This window comes from Bradyrhizobium genosp. SA-3, assembly GCF_004212635.1.
Lineage (GTDB): Bacteria > Pseudomonadota > Alphaproteobacteria > Rhizobiales > Xanthobacteraceae > Bradyrhizobium.
In genome coordinates, this window is record NZ_PSRT01000005.1 from 89,653 (window position 1) to 109,757 (window position 20,105).

The 20,105-nt window shown below is 60.4% G+C and carries 18 protein-coding genes; 12 read left to right on the top strand and 6 right to left on the bottom strand.

The features are described from left to right. Positions 1–75: 75 nt before the first annotated feature. The 3 genes from CWO91_RS02710 (at position 76) to CWO91_RS02720 (ending at position 2,744) form a co-directional block, all read left to right on the top strand. The gene (locus CWO91_RS02710) at positions 76–963 is read left to right on the top strand and encodes an efflux RND transporter periplasmic adaptor subunit (protein WP_165405190.1); all 888 of its coding nucleotides are present in this window, start codon (positions 76–78) and stop codon (positions 961–963) included. A 116-nt stretch (positions 964–1,079) separates the two neighbouring features. Next, entirely contained in the window at positions 1,080–1,487 is a 408-nt protein-coding gene (locus tag CWO91_RS02715; protein ID WP_130212134.1) for a hypothetical protein, read from the top strand. A 729-nt stretch (positions 1,488–2,216) separates the two neighbouring features. Then, positions 2,217–2,744 carry a transglutaminase-like cysteine peptidase gene (locus tag CWO91_RS02720; protein ID WP_245471099.1) on the top strand — a complete coding sequence of 176 codons (528 nt, stop codon included), beginning with the start codon at positions 2,217–2,219 and terminating at the stop codon, positions 2,742–2,744. 270 nt (positions 2,745–3,014) lie between these two features. Here CWO91_RS02720 and CWO91_RS02725 read toward each other — a convergent pair whose 3' ends face one another. Beyond that, positions 3,015–3,356 carry an H-NS family nucleoid-associated regulatory protein gene (locus CWO91_RS02725; protein WP_130212136.1) on the bottom strand — a complete coding sequence of 114 codons (342 nt, stop codon included), beginning with the start codon at positions 3,354–3,356 and terminating at the stop codon, positions 3,015–3,017. A 1,075-nt stretch (positions 3,357–4,431) separates the two neighbouring features. Between CWO91_RS02725 and CWO91_RS02730 the strand changes: the two genes are divergently transcribed. Then, positions 4,432–5,178, top strand: a complete 747-nt coding sequence (locus CWO91_RS02730; RefSeq protein WP_130212137.1) for a LuxR C-terminal-related transcriptional regulator — start codon at positions 4,432–4,434, stop codon at positions 5,176–5,178. Between the two features lie 265 nt (positions 5,179–5,443). Here CWO91_RS02730 and CWO91_RS02735 read toward each other — a convergent pair whose 3' ends face one another. After that, entirely contained in the window at positions 5,444–5,716 is a 273-nt protein-coding gene (locus CWO91_RS02735; RefSeq protein ID WP_130212138.1) for a hypothetical protein, read from the bottom strand. Positions 5,717–7,197: 1,481 nt separating this feature from the next. Here CWO91_RS02735 and CWO91_RS43980 point away from each other — a divergent pair. Next, a complete protein-coding gene (locus tag CWO91_RS43980; RefSeq protein ID WP_245471101.1) occupies positions 7,198–7,470 on the top strand; it encodes a phasin family protein in 273 nt (90 codons plus the stop codon). 289 nt (positions 7,471–7,759) lie between these two features. On the opposite strand, the gene CWO91_RS02750 is transcribed toward CWO91_RS43980, so the two are convergent. Further along, positions 7,760–8,770, bottom strand: coding sequence for a Crp/Fnr family transcriptional regulator (locus CWO91_RS02750; RefSeq protein WP_433995540.1), 1,011 nt, complete (start codon positions 8,768–8,770; stop codon positions 7,760–7,762). Positions 8,771–9,466: 696 nt separating this feature from the next. On the opposite strand from CWO91_RS02750, the gene CWO91_RS02755 reads away from it, so the two are divergent. Both CWO91_RS02755 and CWO91_RS02760 read left to right on the top strand, forming a co-directional pair. Beyond that, entirely contained in the window at positions 9,467–10,666 is a 1,200-nt protein-coding gene (locus CWO91_RS02755) for an ABC transporter substrate-binding protein (protein ID WP_130212140.1), read from the top strand. Continuing rightward, complete coding sequence (locus tag CWO91_RS02760; RefSeq protein WP_245471100.1) at positions 10,650–12,602, top strand: AMP-binding protein; 1,953 nt, start codon at positions 10,650–10,652, stop codon at positions 12,600–12,602. Before CWO91_RS02755 ends, CWO91_RS02760 begins: the two co-directional genes overlap by 17 nt. A gap of 107 nt (positions 12,603–12,709) precedes the next feature. On the opposite strand, the gene CWO91_RS02765 is transcribed toward CWO91_RS02760, so the two are convergent. Then, on the bottom strand, positions 12,710–13,222 hold the full coding sequence (locus CWO91_RS02765; RefSeq protein WP_130212141.1) for a winged helix-turn-helix transcriptional regulator: 513 nt from the start codon (positions 13,220–13,222) through the stop codon (positions 12,710–12,712). Positions 13,223–13,454: 232 nt separating this feature from the next. Here CWO91_RS02765 and CWO91_RS02770 point away from each other — a divergent pair, with 232 nt between their 5' ends. After that, positions 13,455–14,087: a 2-hydroxychromene-2-carboxylate isomerase gene (locus CWO91_RS02770; RefSeq protein ID WP_130212142.1), complete on the top strand. Its 633-nt coding sequence runs from the start codon at positions 13,455–13,457 to the stop codon at positions 14,085–14,087. 75 nt (positions 14,088–14,162) lie between these two features. Further along, positions 14,163–15,362, top strand: a complete 1,200-nt coding sequence (locus tag CWO91_RS02775) for a CaiB/BaiF CoA transferase family protein (RefSeq protein ID WP_130212143.1) — start codon at positions 14,163–14,165, stop codon at positions 15,360–15,362. Between the two features lie 29 nt (positions 15,363–15,391). On the opposite strand, the gene CWO91_RS02780 is transcribed toward CWO91_RS02775, so the two are convergent. Together CWO91_RS02780 and CWO91_RS02785 are read right to left on the bottom strand one after the other, a co-directional pair. Continuing rightward, positions 15,392–16,069: a glutathione S-transferase family protein gene (locus tag CWO91_RS02780; RefSeq protein WP_130212156.1), complete on the bottom strand. Its 678-nt coding sequence runs from the start codon at positions 16,067–16,069 to the stop codon at positions 15,392–15,394. Further along, the gene (locus CWO91_RS02785) at positions 16,069–16,812 is read right to left on the bottom strand and encodes an SDR family NAD(P)-dependent oxidoreductase (protein WP_433995541.1); all 744 of its coding nucleotides are present in this window, start codon (positions 16,810–16,812) and stop codon (positions 16,069–16,071) included. The genes CWO91_RS02780 and CWO91_RS02785 overlap by 1 nt, the downstream gene beginning before the upstream one ends. Positions 16,813–17,094: 282 nt before the next feature. Here CWO91_RS02785 and CWO91_RS02790 point away from each other — a divergent pair, with 282 nt between their 5' ends. The 3 genes from CWO91_RS02790 to CWO91_RS02800 form a co-directional block, all read left to right on the top strand. After that, the gene (locus CWO91_RS02790; RefSeq protein WP_130212144.1) at positions 17,095–17,832 is read left to right on the top strand and encodes an SDR family oxidoreductase; all 738 of its coding nucleotides are present in this window, start codon (positions 17,095–17,097) and stop codon (positions 17,830–17,832) included. A 14-nt stretch (positions 17,833–17,846) separates the two neighbouring features. Beyond that, complete coding sequence (locus CWO91_RS02795) at positions 17,847–19,028, top strand: acyl-CoA dehydrogenase family protein (protein WP_130212145.1); 1,182 nt, start codon at positions 17,847–17,849, stop codon at positions 19,026–19,028. A gap of 24 nt (positions 19,029–19,052) precedes the next feature. Further along, positions 19,053–20,105: acyl-CoA dehydrogenase family protein (locus CWO91_RS02800; protein WP_130212146.1), on the top strand; the 1,053-nt coding region annotated here is incomplete at its 3' end.

Below are 20,105 nucleotides of genomic sequence, written 5' to 3' on the forward strand. Positions count from 1 at the left end.
ATAGGGCGGAAGCGGAATTCGATGGGAACTCGCATGATGGGTTCGATTGAGGGAATTGTCGGCAGAGCTCGGCGGATGAACTACATCCTGTCGGGCTTGTACCTGACGGTGGGGATCTTGCTTACCGGTTCCGGTGCAAGGGCAGAGGCCCCAGAAATCTTGGCGGGGGAGCGAGAATTCAATTGCGTGATCGAGCCGCAACAAACCGTCAAGCTGGCGAGCCCGGCAGTCGGCATGATCGCGCGCCTCGATGTTGATCGCGGCGACATCGTTCGGCAGGGCCAGATCATTGGCAAGATCGAAGATGGAGTCGAGGCCGCAACGCTGGCGCTCGCGCGGGCCCGCGCGACCAATGATGCCCCCGTGAAGTCAGCCGAAGCCCGCGCGCAGTTCCTACGTCAAAAACATGAGCGTCTGAAAGAGCTTCATACAAGGTCCGTCAGCCCACTCGCTTCACTCCAGGAAGCCGAAGCGGAGGTACAGGTTGCCGAACAGCAGCTCAAGGAGGCGCAACTCAACAAGGAGCTTGCTCGCTTGGAAGTCGCGCACGCCGAAGAGGTTCTGAATCAACGCGCGCTGCGTAGCCCGATCGACGGCGTGGTGGTCGATCGGCTTCTCGTTCCGGGTGAATATCGAAATGACCAGAGCCCAGTCCTCACCCTCGCACAGATTGATCCGCTGAGGGTCGAAGTGTTTGTGCCGACGGCATATTTTGGTCAAATCCGTGCCGACAGCAGAGCGAAGGTGCGACCGGAGCTGCCCATCGGGGGCGTCTATATGGCCTCTGTCACCATTGTCGATCGCGTCCTCGACGCTGCCAGCGGAACGTTCGGGGTGCGTCTGGCCTTGCCGAACCCGCGTCTGGCGCTACCTGGGGGAATTCGCTGCAAAGTCGCATTCATGTTGGAGGCTGACAATCCGGCCCTGATGGCTGGTGACGCGCCATCATCCTTTCAAAAATAGAGTGCGTCGTTCATCGCGAGAGTCTGAAGCGGTTGATTCTGTGACGCCGAAGTGCGGTTCACTAGGTCTCTGAAAGAAAATTCCACTTGTATTAATGGCTTTATTTAATATTGTAAATGAATGACGCCAAGTTATTAAATTTGGAATTTAATATGACGCTGAGTTCCATCGGAAACATCGAGTTCGTCGGCGAGATCGAATGGGATGGCAAGGCCATCGTGGTCGGGGCAGCGACCCCATTTGGGCACGTGTCCTGTAGAATCCCTCGTGAGACAATCCACGCGCTCCCGATCTATTCGGACGCCCTTGAACGCGAGATCCGTTTGGAGCGGCACCTGATTCTGGAGCGGCTCGCCCCCGCCCTACGCGCAAAGATTTCTACTTCAGGAACGGGCGAGCCAGTGGATTTATGGCCTTGGGAGATCAGTCGCGCACGCCCTGCGGCTGCCGCGAGCGCATTACCCACGGATCAAGAGGCCGTCGGTAGACTGCCGGAGGCGATCGAAAAGGCGCAGCCGTCATGAGTGGGTTCAAATCGGACTGCCTTGACGAACAACGCGACCAACACGCGGCATAGCTGGACCTGAACGTCCAATTCGAGCGTTCGGATCGAGCCCCGATTCCAAGGCTCCATCGCAGGCTTCTGTCAGGCGGTGTCCTGCGCGAGAAGCAATGGTGCTGGCGATGTCGACTCGCGTCCCCGCCCTGCGCACAAAATTCGGCGCATAACCGCGGACCGAGTGCGGCGCTTCCCTGTTGCGAAAAATATGTCTGCCCGTTGCAGCCATTCGCTTGGCGAGCGAAGTCACCGCTACGATTGTCGTCTGAGGGGACGAAGTTGGAGCCAGCCGCTCCTTCGGCGCCGTCCGCCCGATAACAGCGCGACGCTCGCGACACGAACGCTGCCGCCGCTGCCAGGTAGCATAGCCGCGTAAGAGCAGCAGCACTTCCGGAAAGAAGCAACCGACGCGCATTTGAACCTGCTTGTCCACTGGCCGGCCGAGCGCTTTTGGTACGAGACTGGATTATTTAATCGCGTTCTTATTTTGATTGCTAATTATATATAAATTAATATATTTAAATTGACGAATTAATCGCGCAGTTCTGGCCATGGCCTGGCTGCGGCTGGATCCGAACCTCAGTGGTGTTCGCAAGGGGATCGGCAGATGTATCGAGTCTCCGGCTCCGTCTTGGTTGTAGCGGTCGCCATGATGGCCGGAGGTACTCCATGGGCGGGCGCAGGACGCCTGGCGATGCCCTTGACTTCTCAAGCAGCACTAGGGCGCATCGAATTCGGACGGCCCACGCTCCCGCCTCTGACGTACACGATGTTCTGCCTGCGCTATGAGGCCGAATGCCGCTCGCGGCGAGGCTTCCGGGGCGGCCCGGTCCGGCTGACCGAGGAGCGTTGGGCGGATCTCTTGGAGGTCAACCGCGCGGTCAACCTGGCCATTGTGCCGGTGCCCAGCGACCTCGGCTTGGCCGGCGAGGTGTGGAGCGTCAATCCCGATCGCGGGGACTGCAACGACTACGCTGTAAGCAAACGTCACGAACTGCTTCGGCGTGGCTGGCCGGCGCGGGCTTTGCTACTGAGCGAGGTGATCGTCAGTTCCGGAGAACATCATTTGGTGCTGCTCGTCCGCACCCGGAGCGGCGATCTCGTGCTCGACAATCTCGCCCCAGAGATCAAGCTCTGGTCGCGAGTCCCCTATCGTTGGCTTCGCGTACAAATGCCGAGCAGTCATCAGCTGTGGGCGACGATCGACGGGAAAGGGGCGTAATCGTTAGCGGGCGAGCGGGATGCGGATCGCCATTTCCTTTTCCTTGGCGCCGCGCTCCCGTGGATCGGGCTTACTGCTCATCGTTGGACCGGCAGCGGCGAAATCCGCAAGTCGGACCACCATGGCCGTCGTTGCCGGCCCCGTGCAGTTGGCATTGCGGTCAATGGGCTGCGGCCCCGCGGCATGCTGGCGGCAGGGACGGCCCAAACCGCTGTGTAAGCCGCCCGGGGCATCGTCTCGGCGCACGGCGTCGGGACACGGCCGTGGTGCTCAGCCGGTCCGGCGGCGGCTTTGTCCGGATGGGCGGTTGATCAGTAGATCGCTCAGCTTCTTGCCGGCTCGAAGCTGCGCTTTCAGCCATCGCGGCTGCTTACCGCGACCGGACCAGGTTTCGGATGGGTCCTTAGGGTTCCGGTACTTCGGCAGCACTGGGGGGTAGGGACGGCGCACACGCTCCGCGTTCGGGGCCCCGGCAGTTCCCTCAATCCTGCGAAGCCGTTCTTCGAGCTTGGCTTTTTCCGCGATCATTCTCCGACTGAGAACAGTCGTCACCTCATCGTAAAGCCGCCACAGCTCGGCCGTGGTCGCGGATGCCCAGTCGTCCTTCTCCATGGAAGCCGTCCCCACTACTTCCGATTTGAAATAGGAGGGGGACTTATCAGGTCGAACCCGGGTCCGGCAAGCACGATCGGCTCGTGCGCAGCTCGGTCTGCAACGCGCTTCTTCTTGATGCTACCGGCCTGGTCGGTGCCTCCGACCGACCGGCCGCCTCTCGGCCGCTCTCCGCCGACGGACCCGTCGCATTGGACCAAGCAAGCGCTGCTCGGCCATCAACACGCGACTACGTAAATTCTGCAATTCGGTGAATTGAACGATCAGCGCCTCATGCGTTTGACGCAAAATAGCCGAAGAATACATGTGACCACCTACTCATGACCAGCGATGATCCCGTGACTGCAGATCGGAAGTTGCGGGTTGAGGAAATGCCGCCCCCAACTTTGCTGACAAGGTTTTCATCGGTGCTACTACTGAAGCAGTACAGTTATCGTTCGAGATCCCTGATCAATGGTTGGAAATAAATTCGTGCCCCCTCATTTGAGCCTCCCGGCTGGCACACGACTGAGATCGGAATGATTCCAGCCGCTGTCGCGGTCGATGACCAGTCCTCGCATTATCTTAATGAATAGTATTACTTTTTTTGCCTCCTCTTTCTGGGCCTTCCCGTCTGGGTCGAGGCTTTTTCGGATTGCCTCGCTCCGGTGAAACTTTGTCGAATGTTAGATTTGAATCGTGAATGTCCCTATATATCGTTCGTAATAAGTGGCCGGTGACGAGTTAGATAATGTTAACCAACACTGACGAAGCAACCAAACTACTGCACCAATACATTCTGTGGGAGGGTTGTCATATTGCAGCAACCCATAATTGCAGTAGAAATCGCGGTTTTGTCGGTGAATATGCGGTTTCGGATTTCCTTGAGGAGACCCGCATTCTTACGGTGCTGCACGCATTCTCTAAGCGAGTTACGTTGATGCGGCCATCAAGCGTTGCCGACACGTGCCGTGGCGAAGTTGGCAGTGCGACGTTTTGGCAGAACGGATTGGTTATGCCTCCTGCGCGTCTCTATAGAGGGAATGGTGGATTAAACGGCTGCATGCGGAGTTGTTGGCGATAGGCAAGGGGAAGCATGCGCCGCATCAGAGTCGTCATCGCGGATCGGCACCCGATCGTTTTGCAGGGCATCAGCAGCGTCCTTGCGACGCAGCACGATTTTGCGATCGTGGCCTCCTGCGGCGATGCTGCGAGCTGCATCGAGGCGATCCGCCTCCTCGTGCCGGACATTATACTGGTCGATAACGCAATGCCCGACGTTAGCCGACCGGATCTTCTTGCTCTCGCAAACACCGCTGGCAGAGGAGCCCGGGTCATTTTCTTCGCCGGTAAGGCCGGCGATCGCGAGTTGCAAAGGCTGGCCGCGGATGGCGCGTGCATCGTCCTCACGAAGGATGCGAAGCCGGAGATGCTGGTCGCGACCCTGCGGAAAGTTGCGCAGAACCAAGGACTTGCATCGGGGTTGACGGGCCCTTGTGGGGAGATCGGTGAGGAGCCTCGCGCAGGTGAGGAGAAGTCCCTGACACAACTGACCGACCGGGAGCGGCAAATCATGAGGCTCGTATCGGAGGGGTTATCGAACAAGGAGATCGGGCGTCGACTGAACATTGCCGACGGTACGATCAAGGTCCACCTTCACCACATCTTCCAGAAGCTGGATATCAGCAATCGTACAGTTCTCGCGGCATTGGCGATTTCGCAAAACGAGCAGCATGCAGCTCCCCGTGAGTTCGCCCCCTCCGGGCTGCTCCAGCCGGATCCGTCGGTTCGAGATGACGAGGACGCGAAGCCCGACGGTGTCCTTCCGGAGCGTACGCGTTAGCCGCAAATCGCACCTGATTGGATATGGTTGCCGTTAACCTCGCTGCACCTTCGATGTAGGCCTTTCGATGTAGGCCTTTGCTTTGCTGTCACGGGTGTTCAACGGGGGCCGATGCACGCAGGCAGGACAGGACGATTTTACCCGCGGCCTAGCCGGCCCCAGCAGCACTAAAGAGGGAGTTTGATGCCGGAGCCGACGGCGCTCCCAGAGACCTGCGAACAATCGTCGATTGTTTTCGCGCATCCTGTCCGAGATGCGTCGTTCATTATGTTAAGTGGGGGAGGTCGATTGTCGCGGCCAGATGCTCGGCCATGTTGCGGCAGGCCACTTCTGCTTCGGCCAGCGTTCGGAAGGGCGAACCGCTGATCTTGATCGCGCCGTTGTTCTGGTAGAGCGGTCGCCAACTCGCCAGATAGCCGGAACGTCCGTGAAAGCCCGGACCCGTGGGGCTTCCAAAGCTGATCACGAACGAGAAGCCATCGCTGCTCGCGCTCCATATCTCCATGTGCTTGAGGGATCGATGGAACTGCAGTGGCATGGTAAATCCTGCGGTGTCCTGGTAGTCGCTCGATTAATATAAATTAGAAATAAATACATTAAATGCTCAATTGCAAGCCCGAAATTCGACTCGGCCGCTACCGCCGAGAGCCGCAAGTTCGAGAGGCTGCGGAAAATGGCGAGAGCTGCCGGCTCGACATACGCTCAACAGTTGCCCCTTTTCAAACAAAAGTCTTGGTTGAAAGTGGATTTAATATATAATAGGAGAAAATAAATATTTAACTCGAGGAGAGCGCATTGTGTCCCGTGACCGCACTGAAGACGACGATCGTCGGGCATTCCTCAAAACCTGCGGAAGATTCGCGGCCGTGACACCCCCCGTCATGACGCTGCTGCTGTCGACCTCCCTGACCTCGACCGCGATCGCACGTTCGGGCGGACAGACCGGTGTGACCCGAGACGACGACGGGGGCCGGTCATTCTTCGACGACGATCGTCCGTCCGGGGCAGGGTCGAGAGCCTCTGGTAGCGGGTCACCTGGAGGTGGTGGAGCATCAGGCGGTGGCGGTGGCGGTGGGGCACCCGGAGGTGGCGGACCTGGCGGTCGCCGTGGTGTGTCATCAGCTGCCGGAGGGACCTCCGGCGGTGGCGGATCCCGTGGAGGGGGATCCGGTGGTAAAGGGCCGTTCGCGACCGGTGGGAGCTCTGGAAGCCCGATCGCAGCTGGCGGCGTCGATTGTGCAGATGAAGATGACGAGGCGCGGAAACGCAATCCCGATTGCGAGCGACCCACCACTCGAGTTTCGACTGCAACGGGATCTGAGCATTAGTGCATACAGCTTGGTCTATCGAATAGGAGACCTGCCATGCCTATCCGCGCTCGAGCGGACGACCCTGCTGCTGTTCTTCGCCAGCGTCTCGAAGCGCTCGCCTCCCAACTCGCAGAACTTGAGAGCCTCAGAGACCGAGTAGGTCGGGCAGAGAACCGTAAGCGTGACCTCCGCAAGCGGGCTGTCCTGGGAAAGCGAGCGAGCTCAGAAGGCAAGCGAGCGGTCGTTGCAACTTGGCAGATTTAAATTTCATCCCTGCGTCGCCTGGTCGCAATCCGTCGAATTATTGCAACGAGTGTCCGAAAGCGAACGGATGGCTCGACTTTAGTCGATCATAGTTGGCTTCGGCGAGGGGGAAGCGGTTCATTCGCAGCAGCATCCTACCACGCCGGGAATAGGGGCGCTGGTCTCCTGGCGCAGCACGTGCCGGGCGCTTTGGGGTCTTCAATCCATTACCTAGTTTCGCTTGAAAGGATGAAAGCTCGTGAATGATGCCAATGTGAAAGTCGAAACGCATGCCGTGAATGAGAGCTCGAACGGAGCAAAGCCAAGGTTCGAGTTGCCGCTTTTGAATTTCCAGGAATTTTTCCGCGGTTTTGCCGAGCAGGGCGCCGCGCAGGCCAGGAAAAATATCGAGAGCATGAAGGCGACTTCCGAGGAGATCAGCGACGTTTTCCGCGAAGCCTGTTCCATGAACGTCAAGGGTGCCGTCGACTATGGCGCCAGGGTCATCGAGATTTCCAAGCACAATACCAATGCCACCCTGGAATTCTTTTCTCGGCTCGCTGAGACCAGATCGCTGCCGGAAATCGTCCATCTTTCGACCGCCCAAAGCCGCGAGGCTTTCGAAGCCGCCTCCGCACAGAACCGGGAGCTTTGGGAGCTCGCGCAGAAAGTCGCAATCGATACGACCGAGCCCATCAAGACGGGCTTCAGCCGGGTATTGCGCAGGACCGTCGCATAAGACCGTCTGAATCGAGGCTACCGGCCGCGCGGATCGGCTGGACAGCCTCTCCGCGACAAGGAGAGGCGCGGTCCAGCCGATGGCGGGCGAGCGTGCCCAGAGCCGGCAATAGATTGCAGGAAATCAAGATGGGTATAGTAATGATTAAGTGCCCGGAAACGGGGAGTGCCATTTCGACGGGGATCGAGACCGATCGCGAAAGATTCCGGTGCAGCGCAGTATTCTTCTCGCGCACCTATTGCCGGATCTGCGCGGCCACACACGAGTGGTTCGCGAGGGAGGCCTGGGTCTACGAGCCTGCCTTGGATAGTCGGTTACCGGTCGGCTGGCAGGCTCGCGCCGGAGCGGCGTGAAGAACCTCGGCTGCGCCCTGCGAAACGATCCGATCGATCCTGCGGCTCATCACCTTGTAGCACTCGCATGCCACGGCTTCGAGCCGCGGCCGATCGATCTCGAGCTGACCGCGCCGGTTCGATTTCAGCGCTCTTGACGCGCGCAACGCGCTCACGACGTGCGTGACGGTGGTGCGGCGGACTCCCAGTAACTCCGACATGGTCTCTTGCGTCAAAGGGAGGAGATTGCCGCCATCTGCCCGGTCGTGAATGTGAAGCAGCCAGCGCGCCATCCGGGCCTCGACGGAGTGCAGGGCATTGCAAGCCGCGACGTGCTGGAATTGCGTCAACAGCGATCTCGTGAAAATCTGCACCATGGATGTGATCGCAGGGCTGCGACGCAGAGCCGGCATAAATTGCGCCGCCGGAATCTGCAGCGCTGTCCCTGGGACGCGGACGACCGCCGTCACGGGTGAGCGGGATGCGCCAAGCGCCGACGTCAGACCGACAGCACCCTCATGGCCGATCACCCCCGTGGCGGCCGTCTGCCCGTTCGGTAAGCCCACGATAAAGGCGATCGCGCCACCGCAGGGGAAGAGAAGGTGTTCGATCCGATCGCCTGATCGGACCAGTACGGCGTCGCGCTCAAGCGCGACTTTCCGCAAATGAGGTGCAAGCAAAGCAAAATCCGCCGGCGGCAACGCTGCTAACAATCGGTTACCAACTCTAGTCGCGTGGTCCATCGCGGGATTCACCCCCGACGGATGCCCGGCGCTGGGACTCGTGCCGGTCGTGCCAAGCTGCTCTGCAGAGTGACAGCTCAACGGCAAGCCAACCGGCCACCTCAGATATGGTTCCATGAATGGATCGCGTGCGTGCGGGCGACCGGGGCCGGTTTTCCGAAGCCAGTTCTTGATGCCGTCAGTGAAGCGACGTGCGGACAACGAACGCGCCGTGAAAACCTTCAAGAGCCTAGCTCATCTTGCCTCGCCATTTGCAGTCTCAGCTTCCACGAAGGCGTGCACGTCGCAGTGCCTACCAATCGCCGCGCGATTTTGTTCCGGTGTATGCCACGTGTCGTCGCGCTCTGGGGATCGACGGTTAGAACTGCCGCCGTGCGCTCATGATCACGGATGACAGCTGCTTCACCGAATACGCGCGTAAAATGGCGGCACCCAGACCTTTGGCGGTACGAAGACTTGAATCGTGGCCCGGCGGGGCGATTGAAAGAACGCCCTCCGAAGGGCAGCACGGCACCTCATAAAGTTCAATATTAGAATTAACGAATTGGCTGGAGGCGGCATCGCGCGTGGTCGTTCCTCGGGCGGGTATACCAGCGTGTGAGTGCATCCAGCGCTTAGCAAGTAAGCATCTAGAAAGGCTAGCTCCATTCTTTCCAGCTGAATGTGTAACTTGCCCGCGCGCAGTGAGCGCGTCCCGTCGTCAGCTGGCGGCCGTCTAAAGTGCTTGACTAGTTCTAAAATAGAACTGTAACCTTTAGGGCAAGACGGCCGGTCTCAACGGCCGCAGGGATTTGCCGCGCGCTGGGCCAGTCCAGGCTTGCACAGCAAGACGCTCGTTTCGTCTGGCGTGATGCGAGCAGCCGGTGAGGCGGCAAAACACAATGACGTACCTGTAAGGGTGCGCATCAGGGAGGACGAACAATGTTGATGAAGTGGAAGGTCGTTGCGGCTCTGGCTTTGATTTTGAGCGGTCCAGCCTTCGCAGCCGATGAGCCGGGAGTTACCGCGACCGAGATCAAGATTGGCGGGGTGTTTCCGTTCAGCGGACCTGCGTCATCGATCGGTCTCGTGGGCAAGGGCCTTATCGCCTACATTCAATCGGTGAATGACCGCGGCGGCATCAACGGCCGCAAGATCAACTACATCGCCTATGACGACGCCTACAGCCCTCCGAAAGCGGTGGAGCACGTCCGCAAGCTGGTCGAGAGCGATGAAGTGGCGTTCATGTTCGGCCAGCTCGGCACGCCCGGTCTTTCGGCCACGGCAAAATATCTGAGGGCGAAAGCGGTGCCCAGCATCGCAATCATCAGCGGCTCGTCCAAGTTCACCGACGTCGGCAGTCATCCGCTGACCACGACAGGCCTTGTCAGCTACGACACCGAAGGAAAAATCTACGCCAAATATCTGACCAGGACGCTGCCGAACGCCAAATACGCGATCCTCCATCAGAACGACGATCTCGGCAAAGATTACGTCAATGCCTTCAAGGGCTTTCTCGGCAAGGATTACGACCGGAAGGTCGTCAGCGCGTCCTATGAGGTCACGGAGCCGACCGTCGATTCGCAGATCACAACCCTGAAAAGCTCCGGTGCCGACGCCCTGATGATCGCGGGAACGCCGAAATTCGCAGCGCAGGCGATCCGGCAAGCTTCTGTGATCGGCTGGAAAGCGACCGTCATCATCAACTTTCCGTCCGGTTCGGTCGGAGGCACGCTCGCGCCGGCTGGCCTCGACAAATCGGTCGGCGTGATCGTCGGGACGATCAACAAGGACGTCGTGGATCCCACATGGAAAGACGATCCCGCCATGCAGGCCTATCGGGCGTTTCTCGACAAGTACCTGGCCGGCGTCGATATCACCAACGGCAGCTATCTGACCGGCTATCAGCAAGGCATCCTGCTCGAGCAGATCCTGAAGCAATGCGGCAATGACCTGTCCCGCAAGAACATTCTGGCGCAGGCCAAGAACCTCAGGGATTTCGTCGTCCCGACCGCGCTGCCCGGGATCAAGGTAAACACCAGCGAATCCGAGAACATGATCTGGACGCAGATGCGTTTGCAACGATGGACCGGATCGACCTGGGAAGCCTTCGGCGAGGTGTTGGATGCCAGGTCCGAATGATTTCGCAGCAGCCAGAGTGACGGACGCCGCATCAGTTGCGTCCGAGCTTGCTCTGCGCCGGCAGGCCGCCGCTGGGCATTACGGGGCTGCATCGCATGCGGTCGCCCTTTCAGCAATTCGGGAGATCATTTCGATGTCGACGACGGCACTGACGTTTGCACCCCGCGAGGTTTCCATCGAGCGTCGAATCGACGGCACGCTTGTCTTGAGCTCGCCACTTGAATGGACACCGTGCGACTGGCGCATCACTGATTTTCTGCCGCGCTGGGCCAATGCCGTTCCGGATCGGGTTTTCCTTGCGCAACGCAATGCGAAGGGAGGGTGGGACGAGATCACCTATAGTGAGGCATGGTCGCAGGTTCAGGCGGTCGGCCAGAGCCTGATCGATATGGGCGCTAAGCCTGCCGACAAGCTTGCGGTCCTTTCCGGAAACTCCATCGAGAACGCGGTGATCTCGTTTGCGGCGATGTCGATCGGGGTCATTCTGGCGCCGATCTCGCCGAACTACACGCTGATGCCGGGGGGCCTCGCACGTCTCAAGGACGTCGCGGAAGTGCTGCGCCCGAGCTTCGTGTTCGTTCAAAGCGGACGCGACTTTTCCGCCGGCCGCGCCATTCCCGAATTGGCCGCCGCGACCTGGATCAGCGTCGATGGTGCGCCGGACACAGTGCCTTTTCAGGCTCTGACGGCTCGAACCGGGAACGAAGGATTCGAGCGCGCATCGCGTGTGGTGCCTTGCGAGGCCGTTGCAAAGATTCTCTTCACGTCCGGTTCGACCGGCTTCCCCAAAGGGGTGCTCAACACCCATCGCATGATGGCAAGCTCCCTGCAAATGGGCAGCCTGCTCGTGTCACCTCCGGCCGTGCCGGTGCAGGTTGAATGGCTGCCCTGGCACCATACGATGGGCAGCAATGTCATCCTTCATGGCATCCTGAAAAATGGCGGGACGCTCTATATCGATGATGGCCGGCCGCTGCCGCAGCTCTTTCACAAGACGGTCGCCAATCTCAGGGAGATTTCACCAACCGCAATGTTCAACGTGCCTGCCGGCTATAACCTCTTGTGTGATGCGATCGAGAACGACCTCGACCTTGGCGCCAGCGTGTTCAAGCGGATGGACCGATTGAGTTATGCTGGCGCCGCAATTTCACAGGGGACCCTGGAAAAACTCTATCGATTGACATTCGCGGTCACCGGCCGACGAATTCCTGTCATGTCGGGCTATGGCACGACCGAGACGGCACCGACAATCAGCTCGACGCATTGGGCAACGGACCAGCCCGGAGAGATCGGTCTTCCCGCGCCGGGGCTGCAGCTCAAGCTCATCCCGGTCTCCGATACCTACGAGGCCAGGGTCAAGGGTCCTAACGTCACGCCCGGCTATCTCGAAAGGCCGGATTTGACAGAAAGGGCCTTCGATGAGGAAGGATTCTACCGCATCGGCGACACTGTCTCGTTTCTGGATCCACAGAAGCCGGAGCTTGGGCTGCGCTTTACGGGAAGAATTTCCGAGAACTTCAAGCTTGCGAATGGCACCTGGGTCTCGATCGGAAACATGCGCGCGGCAATCCTGGCCGCGACGCGCGGCGTCTTGCTGGACATCGTCGTTGCGGGCGAAAATCGCGAGGCGTGCGCGCTGCTCTGCTGGTTGAATCCGACCGAGGCGGCGCGAGTTTCGAAGAGCCTGGCCGCAGATCCGACCTGCGATCCCTTCGTGATTCAATTTCTAAGGGATCGTTTTCAGGAATATAACGAGACCGTCGGAAGCAGCGAAAGAGTCTGTTCCTTCTCTCTGCTGAAGGATCCTCCATCAATGGCTGCGGGAGAGATCACGGACAAGGCCTACGTCAACCAACGCGCCGTGCTGAAGGTTCGCTCCGAACAGGTTGAACGTCTCTACTCCAACGAACCGGGCCGCGATGTGGTCCGAGTGTAAGGGCGAGTCGAGCGACATCGCGTTTCGGCCTGGCGGCGCCCGCATGCGCTCCCTTGCGTTGCTATCCGATGCGCGGACGCTCGAGCAGCATTCCCTGGGCGGCCATCTCAAGCGGCGCGTGAGCGCGCCTTTGTCTTCCGGACCTCCGGCGCCGCCGTCGCGGGGGTGCCGAGGGCACCTGGTCCAGGGTGAGTATGAACCTCCTTGGCTGACAGCGGCTCGCCGCATTCAGAGCACACCATGACCGGATCGAAGTCCTTTCCGCACTTGCGGTGCTGGTGCAGCAACGGTCGGCCGCGCTCGTCGACCATGTGGGTATCGCCCCAATGCACGATCGCCATCATGATCGGATAGAGGTCGAGCCCCTTCTGGGTCAGGATATATTCGTGGCGCTTGGGGGATTCCTGGTAGGGAATGCGGCGCAGGATGCCCTGCCGAACCAGCTTTTTCAGCCGTTCGGCGAGCAAGTGTCGTGTGATTCCGAGCGCCGACTGAAATCCCTCGAAGCGGCGCGTGCGCAGGAAGCATTCGCGCAGGATCAGAAGAGTCCAGCGATCGCCGATCACGCCGATGGTTCGGGCCATCGAACACGGCTCTTCCTCGAGTTCTTTCCACTTCATTCACCCACTCCAATCGTCCCCGCAAATGGGCCGTCTCGAATCGTCACGGAGGCCGGCACGGGCTCTTGCATTCTAGATAGGTACTAGATTCCAAACAATACCCCTCCCGGTAGGCTAAATCAGCAGATTACAGGCTCATTTGACAGTTCTATTTAAGAACTGTATGGTTGCCGAAAGTCGCGCTGGCATCGGATCGCCAGTGACCGCATTTGCTCTCCCGGAGAAGGCCGAGATGACCCTGAAGGTTGAATTCCAGTTCGATTTCGGTAGCCCGAACGCCTACCTGGCGGAAGTGGCCATTCCTGGCATTGAGCAGCGCACCGGTGTGAAATTCGCGTATGTCCCGGTTCTACTCGGCGGCATCTACAAGGCGACCGGCAACATGTCGCCGTTCGATTCGCTTCGCGGCATCAAGAACAAGCCGGAATATCAGGCGCTGGAGACTCAGCGGTTTATCCGACGTCACAACATCACGAAGTTTCGCCAGAATCCCTTCTTTCCCGTCAACACGCTGATGCTGATGCGAGGTGCTGTCGCCGCCCAGTTCGAGGGCATGTTCGAGCCCTATTTCCGCGCCGCCTATCATCATATGTGGGAAGAGCCGAAGAAAATGGACGACCTCGAAATCTTCTGTCGCGCGTTTGTCTCCTCGGGTATCGATGTCGATCGGCTGTTGGAGCGTGCGCAGCAGGATGACGTCAAGAAAAGGCTGATTGATCTGACCAACGACGCCGTCAGCCGGGGAGCATTCGGCTCTCCGACGTTTTTCGTCGGAAAGGAAATGTTCTTCGGCAAAGACCAGATCCGCGACGTCGAGGAATCGATCGTCGAGCAGACCAAGCAACCTGTTCCCAAGACGGCCTGAGGGCACCGACTGTCCGGGCTGAGTGGCAAAGCCAATCTCGGACTCAACGCAAACGTAAATTCAGGGAGAATGCCCATGCCCGGCCCACTTCACGGCGTTCGAGTGCTCGATTTGACCGGCGTGGTGTCGGGTCCGTTCGCGACCATGTTTCTGGCGGATCAGGGCGCCGACGTGCTGAAGATCGAGCCGATCGGCGGCGACATTACCCGCCGCAGCCGCGCCACCATCGACAAGGAGGGCGAGTTCTCCGCGCTATTCATCTCTTCAAACCGCGGCAAGCGCTCGCTGTCGATCGACGTCAAGAGTATGTCGGGGCGCGAGGTGCTCACCCGGCTGGTTGCGCAGGCCGATGTCCTGGTGCAGAATTTTCGGCCAGGCACCATGGAACGTCTCGGTCTCGGCGTCGAGGAATTGCGCCAGCGCCATCCGCGCCTGATCTACGTCTCCATCAGCGGGGTCGGCGATACCGGCCCGTATGTAAAGAAGCGCGTCTATGATCCGATCGTTCAGGGATTGTCGGGCTTCGCCGATATCCAGTCGCAGCCGGTCACGAACCGGCCACAGATGATCCGCACCATCGTATGTGACAAGACCACCGCGGTGTTCACCGCTCAGGCGGTGGCGGCGGCGCTCTATGCGCGTGAGAAGACCGGGCAGGGCGACCACATCCAGGTGGCGATGCTGGATGCGATGATCTCCTATCTCTGGCCGGAAGGCATGATGCAGTACACGGTGGTCGGCGCCGAGGCGGCCACTGTCGATCCGAATGATCGGCCGGACCTGGTGTTCAAGACCAGCGACGGCTATATCACCGCCGGCACCATCTCCGACTCCGAATGGCAGGGCTTTTGCCGCGCTTCCGGCGATCCCGAGCTTGCCAATGATCTCCGGTTCGCGACCCCGGCGGCGCGCTCGGTCAATGCCACCGCGCGGATCAACAAGATGGCGGAATACATCAGCCAGGATACGACAGCCGAGTGGCTGGAGCGTCTCGATGCCGCGGACGTGCCCTGCGCACCAATCCTGCGCCGGAGTGAGATCATTCACAATGAACAGGTGGTGGCGCGCGGCATCATCGCCGAATTCGATCAGCCGAAGGTCGGCCGTGTCCGGCAGCCGAAGCCGGCAGCCCGCTTCGAGATCAACCAGGCCGCGATCGGCGGGCCGGCCCCCCGGGTCGGCGAGCATTCGCGCGAGGTGCTGCGCGATCTCGGATACGACGACGGCGCCATCGACAAAATGATCGCCGAGCGCGCCTTGCGCGTGGCCGTGTAGGCAGAAGCGTTAGCGCTGCCGGCGATCGCTTAGAGCTTTGCCGGCCCGACCGCAACAGCGGCCACAGGAACATTAGCCGCGACCGCTCGCTGATAGGCCTCCCGTCGCCGGATGCGTTCGAGGTAGGGCATCGCATTCTCGCAAATGCCGACGCCGTAAGCGATGGCCCAGTCGAGGCACGTCGTAAGCAGGATATCTGCGCTGCTGAAGCGCCCGCCCATGAGAAACGGCCGGCCGTCAGCCAAGGCGACTTCAACGTGGCGCAACTGGCCGCGAAAGTATTCCGCAGCTTGAGCGACGACTTCAGGTGCGACGCCATAGATGTGTCCCAGCGCATCGGCCCGGTGGCGGCGCATGACGTAAAGGCTCGTGGAATCGAGCTCGGCCACGACAAAGAAGCACCATTCGAGCCACGCGGCATAGTCGCGGCTGGACTCCGGAATCAGCGAGCGTTCCGGCGTGGAATACATGCGCGACAGATAGGCAACGATCGCGGCGCTCTCGCCGATGCAGAAGTCGCCATCCTGCAAGAGTGGGATCTTCTGGCGGGGATTGAGCCTGGTGTATTCAGCGGTTTTGGTTTCGCCCGTCCGTGGTCCGATCGGCTTGACCTTATAGGATAGGCCAAGTTCGTGCATTGCCCAGTGTGCGCGAATGGTGCGGCTTGTGCCGGCGCCCCACAGCGTGAGATCGGGTGTCGCGTTCATCACCACTTCTCCCCCGATGGACGAAGATCGAGTTCATGGGTCCAGCCGTCGCGGCTCTGCTGATGCGTGAACCAATAGGCTTCTGCGATAGAGGAGGTCTTCGTCAGGCTGTCCGGCGGGATCGCGCTTGCCTCGATCCCCTTTGCCGCCTTCATGCGCTGGTGGATGGCTTCGCTGTCGACGCCGGCATCGATGATGAGATGGACGACATGGATATTCTTCGGCCCAAGCTCGCGCGCCATGGCCTGGGCCACCGCGCGAAGGCCGAATTTTGCCGATGAAAACGCTGCAAAGCCCTGGCCGCCGCGAAGGCTGGCGGTCGCCCCGGTAAAGAAGATGGTACCGTGCCCGCGCGGCAGCATGACGCGCGCAGCTTCGCGGCCCACGAGGAATCCGGCGTAGCACGCCAGCTCCCAGGCCTTGAAGAAGAGCTTCTCCGTGGTGTCCACGAGCGGCTTGTTGACGTTCGATCCGGCATTGAAAAGGCAGACCTCGATCGGTCCGATATTGCTTTCGATGTCGGAAAAGAGCTTCTGCACTTCGGCTTCCTGCCGCGCATCGACACTGAAGGCGTGGATACGACAGCCGGCAGCCGTCAGCTCGTCCACGAGCCCTTGGGATTTGGTTGCGTCACGTCGACAGATACAGACCGTGTAGCCGCCTTTGGCAAAACGTCGGGCGACAGCGGCCCCGATCGCATCGCCCGCGCCCACCAGGATTGCCACGCCCGGACCTTCCATCATGATCGCTTTCCTCCCTATAAGTTCTTATTTAGTACTTATAGCTAGCCGTTCGCCGCAGCGTTGTAAACAGACGTTCTGCTAAGCTAGGCAAAGCGACAGCTACTCTGCCACTCTGGCGATAAGTTGCCAGATGGCCCATTTAGCAATTGACGAGTTCTAAAAAAGAACGTTAACTCCAATTCGAATAGGCCTCGGCCACGGTGCGCGAGCAGTGCACTGGGCCGGATGCTCCGGCACCGGCAGAACAGCTTCAACAGGTCTAATTTAACCGGGAGACGACCCTTGCAAAAGAGAAACGCAACCGTGGCCGTGATCGGTGCCGGCGACTATATCGGCGGCGAGATTGCAAAGAAGTTTGCCTCGGAGGGCTTCACGGTGTTTGCCGGGCGCCGGAACGGCGCCAAGCTCGAGCCGCTCGTCAAGGAGATCGAGGCGGGCGGCGGCGAGATTCACGCGCGTTCGCTCGATGCGCGCAAGGAGGAGGAGATCATCTCCTTCCTCGAAGACGCAGACAATCACGCGCCTCTCGAGGTCTGCATTTTCAACATCGGCGCCAACGTCAATTTCCCGATTCTGGAAACAACCGAGCGCGTCTTCCGCAAGGTCTGGGAGATGGCCTGCTATTCTGGCTTTCTCGCTGGCCGCGAAGCCGCGCGGCTAATGCTGCCTCGCGGCAAGGGCAACATCTTCTTCACCGGTGCAACGGCGAGCCTGCGCGGCGGAATTGGCTATGCAGCCTTCGCCAGTGCCAAGTTCGGTCTGCGGGCCGTTGCCCAGGCCGCGGCGCGCGAGCTGGGGCCGAAGAACATTCACGTGGCGCATCTCATCATCGACTCCGGGGTCGACACCGAATGGGTGCGCCAACGGCGGATCGAGGCGCTCGGTCCGAACGCCCTCGATAATCCTGATCTGTTGATGCCGCCGTCGTCCGTCGCGGAATCCTATTGGCTGCTGTATCAGCAGCCGCGCAGCGCCTGGACCTTCGAGCTCGAGATCCGCCCCTTCGGTGAGAAGTGGTAGCGGAGACTGTTGCGATGGAGCTCAATCTTTCCAGCGAGGATGCTGCCTTTCGTGATGAGGTGCGCACCTTCATTGCGGAAAACTATCCGCAGGAAATGCGCGTTCCGAATCCCGAGACGGATTTGACCAAGGAGCAGTCGCTGCTCTGGCATCGAATTCTCTACAAGAAGGGCTGGATCGCGCCGCTGTGGCCCAAGGAGTACGGCGGTCCCGGCTGGTCGATCACGCAACGCTTCATCTTTGAGCAGGAAGCCTCTCGGGCCGGAACGCTGCCGCCGCTCGCGTTCAGCGTGACCATGGTGGGACCGGTGATCTACACATTCGGCAACGCGACGCAGAAGACGAAATTCCTGCCGCGAATCCTGTCGGGCGAAGATTGGTGGTGCCAGGGCTATTCGGAGCCGGGCTCCGGCTCCGATCTTGCCTCGGTCCGCACCAAAGCGGTGCGCGACGGCGACCACTACATCGTCAACGGGCACAAGTCCTGGACCACGCTGGCGCAGCATGCCGACTGGATCTTCTGCCTGGTACGGACCGATCCGAACGCGAAGCCGCAATCCGGGATCTCCTTCCTGCTGATCGACATGAAGTCGCCCGGGGTGACGGTGCGGCCGATCATCACGATCGACGGCAGCCATGAAGTCAACGACATCTTCCTCGAGAACGTCCGCGTGCCCGCCGAGAACCTCGTCGGCGAGGAGAACAAGGGCTGGACTTACGCCAAATTCCTGCTCGGCAACGAGCGCACCAGCATGGCCGGAATCGGCCGGTCGACCCGCTACATCAACAAGCTGAAGCAGATCGTGAGGGCCGAGATACCGGCCGACGATCCCGCGCATCTCGAATTTCTGCGGGACATTGCCCGCATCGAGCTCGACGTGCTGGCGCTGGAGGCGACGGAGCTGCGCGTCGTCGCCCAGATGGCGCGCGGCATAGATCCTGGCCCGGCCGCGTCGCTGTTCAAGATCCGCGGCACCGAGATCTTCCAGCACATTACCGAGCTCACCCATCGCGCCATCGGCAATTACGGCCTTGCCATCCGCGAGCATCCGGCCAGCGCCAACCGTTTCATGCCCGGCCCCGATTATGGCCACACCGCGTCGGAGAAATATTTGAACGCGCGCAAGCTCAGCATCTACGGCGGATCCAACGAGATCCAGCGCAACATCATCGCCAAGGCTGTGCTCGGGCTCTAGTCACGCCGGATTTGGGAGGATCGGATGGATATTCAGTTCACGGAAGAGCAGGAATTGCTGCGCTCCAGCGTCCAGCGCCTGCTGCGCGACCAGTATAATTTCGAGGCGCGGCGCAAGATCGTGGCGAGCGAGGAAGGCTTCAGCCGGACGCAGTGGGACGCCTTCGCCGAGCTCGGCCTGCTCGCAGCGCCGTTCTCGGAAGACGCCGGCGGTCTCGGCGGCGGTCCGTTGTCGACCATGATCATCATGCAGGAGTTCGGCCGGCATCTCGTCGTCGAGCCTTTCGTCGAGACGGTCGTGCTGGCCGGTGGCCTGATCGAGCAGGCGGGCACGTCCGAGCAGAAGCAGGGCTTCATTCCCGGGATCATCGACGGCAGCAAGATCTGGGCGCTGGCCTGGGCGGAGAAGGCATCCCGTTTCGATTTCGCCAACGTCGTAACCAGGGCGCGGCGCGAGGGGAACGACTACGTTCTGAGCGGTCAGAAGACCATGGTGATCGCCGCGCCCTGGGCGGATCACCTGATCGTCTCAGCACGGACCTCCGGCGACGACCGCGACGGCGGCGGCGTCAGCCTTTTCGTGGTCGATCGCCGCGCCGCCGGCGTCGATCTTCAGAGCTTCAAGACGATCGACGGGCGCCGGGCCGCCGAGGTCGGCCTGCGTGAGGTCCGCGGACAATTGTTGGGGAGGGAAGGCGAGGGCGTCATCGCGCTGGAGGCCTGCCGCGAGCGTGCCATCGGCGCCCTCTGCGCGGAGGCCGTCGGCGCCATCGGCGAGCTGAATTCCGCCACACTGAAATATTCCAAGACCCGCAAGCAGTTCGGCGCCACCATTGGCTCCTTCCAGGTGCTGCAACATCGGATGGTCGACATGTTCATCGCGCATCAGGAGGCGCTCTCCCTGATGCAGCATCTCAATCTCAGCCTCGCGGCGGGCGATGCGGGACTTCCGCGGCTCGCCTCGGGCGCCAAGTCGAAGATCGGTTATGCCGGCAAGTTCGTCGCCGACCAGGCGGTGCAGCTTCATGGCGGCATGGGAATGACCGACGAGCTCAACGTCGGACACTATTTCAAGCGT

Excerpts from the sequence above, each read along its gene's own strand:
- CWO91_RS02710 (WP_165405190.1), top strand. The coding sequence starts at position 76 with ATGAACTACATCCTGTCGGGCTTGTACCTGACGGTGGGGATCTTGCTT.
- CWO91_RS02715 (WP_130212134.1), top strand. The coding sequence starts at position 1,080 with ATGAATGACGCCAAGTTATTAAATTTGGAATTTAATATGACGCTGAGT.
- CWO91_RS02720 (WP_245471099.1), top strand. The coding sequence starts at position 2,217 with ATGCCCTTGACTTCTCAAGCAGCACTAGGGCGCATCGAATTCGGACGG.
- CWO91_RS02725 (WP_130212136.1), bottom strand. The coding sequence starts at position 3,356 with ATGGAGAAGGACGACTGGGCATCCGCGACCACGGCCGAGCTGTGGCGG.
- CWO91_RS02730 (WP_130212137.1), top strand. The coding sequence starts at position 4,432 with ATGCGCCGCATCAGAGTCGTCATCGCGGATCGGCACCCGATCGTTTTG.
- CWO91_RS02735 (WP_130212138.1), bottom strand. The coding sequence starts at position 5,716 with ATGCCACTGCAGTTCCATCGATCCCTCAAGCACATGGAGATATGGAGC.
- CWO91_RS43980 (WP_245471101.1), top strand. The coding sequence starts at position 7,198 with ATGAACGTCAAGGGTGCCGTCGACTATGGCGCCAGGGTCATCGAGATT.
- CWO91_RS02755 (WP_130212140.1), top strand. The coding sequence starts at position 9,467 with ATGTTGATGAAGTGGAAGGTCGTTGCGGCTCTGGCTTTGATTTTGAGC.
- CWO91_RS02760 (WP_245471100.1), top strand. The coding sequence starts at position 10,650 with ATGCCAGGTCCGAATGATTTCGCAGCAGCCAGAGTGACGGACGCCGCA.
- CWO91_RS02765 (WP_130212141.1), bottom strand. The coding sequence starts at position 13,222 with ATGAAGTGGAAAGAACTCGAGGAAGAGCCGTGTTCGATGGCCCGAACC.
- CWO91_RS02770 (WP_130212142.1), top strand. The coding sequence starts at position 13,455 with ATGACCCTGAAGGTTGAATTCCAGTTCGATTTCGGTAGCCCGAACGCC.
- CWO91_RS02775 (WP_130212143.1), top strand. The coding sequence starts at position 14,163 with ATGCCCGGCCCACTTCACGGCGTTCGAGTGCTCGATTTGACCGGCGTG.
- CWO91_RS02780 (WP_130212156.1), bottom strand. The coding sequence starts at position 16,069 with ATGAACGCGACACCCGATCTCACGCTGTGGGGCGCCGGCACAAGCCGC.
- CWO91_RS02785 (WP_433995541.1), bottom strand. The coding sequence starts at position 16,812 with ATGATGGAAGGTCCGGGCGTGGCAATCCTGGTGGGCGCGGGCGATGCG.
- CWO91_RS02795 (WP_130212145.1), top strand. The coding sequence starts at position 17,847 with ATGGAGCTCAATCTTTCCAGCGAGGATGCTGCCTTTCGTGATGAGGTG.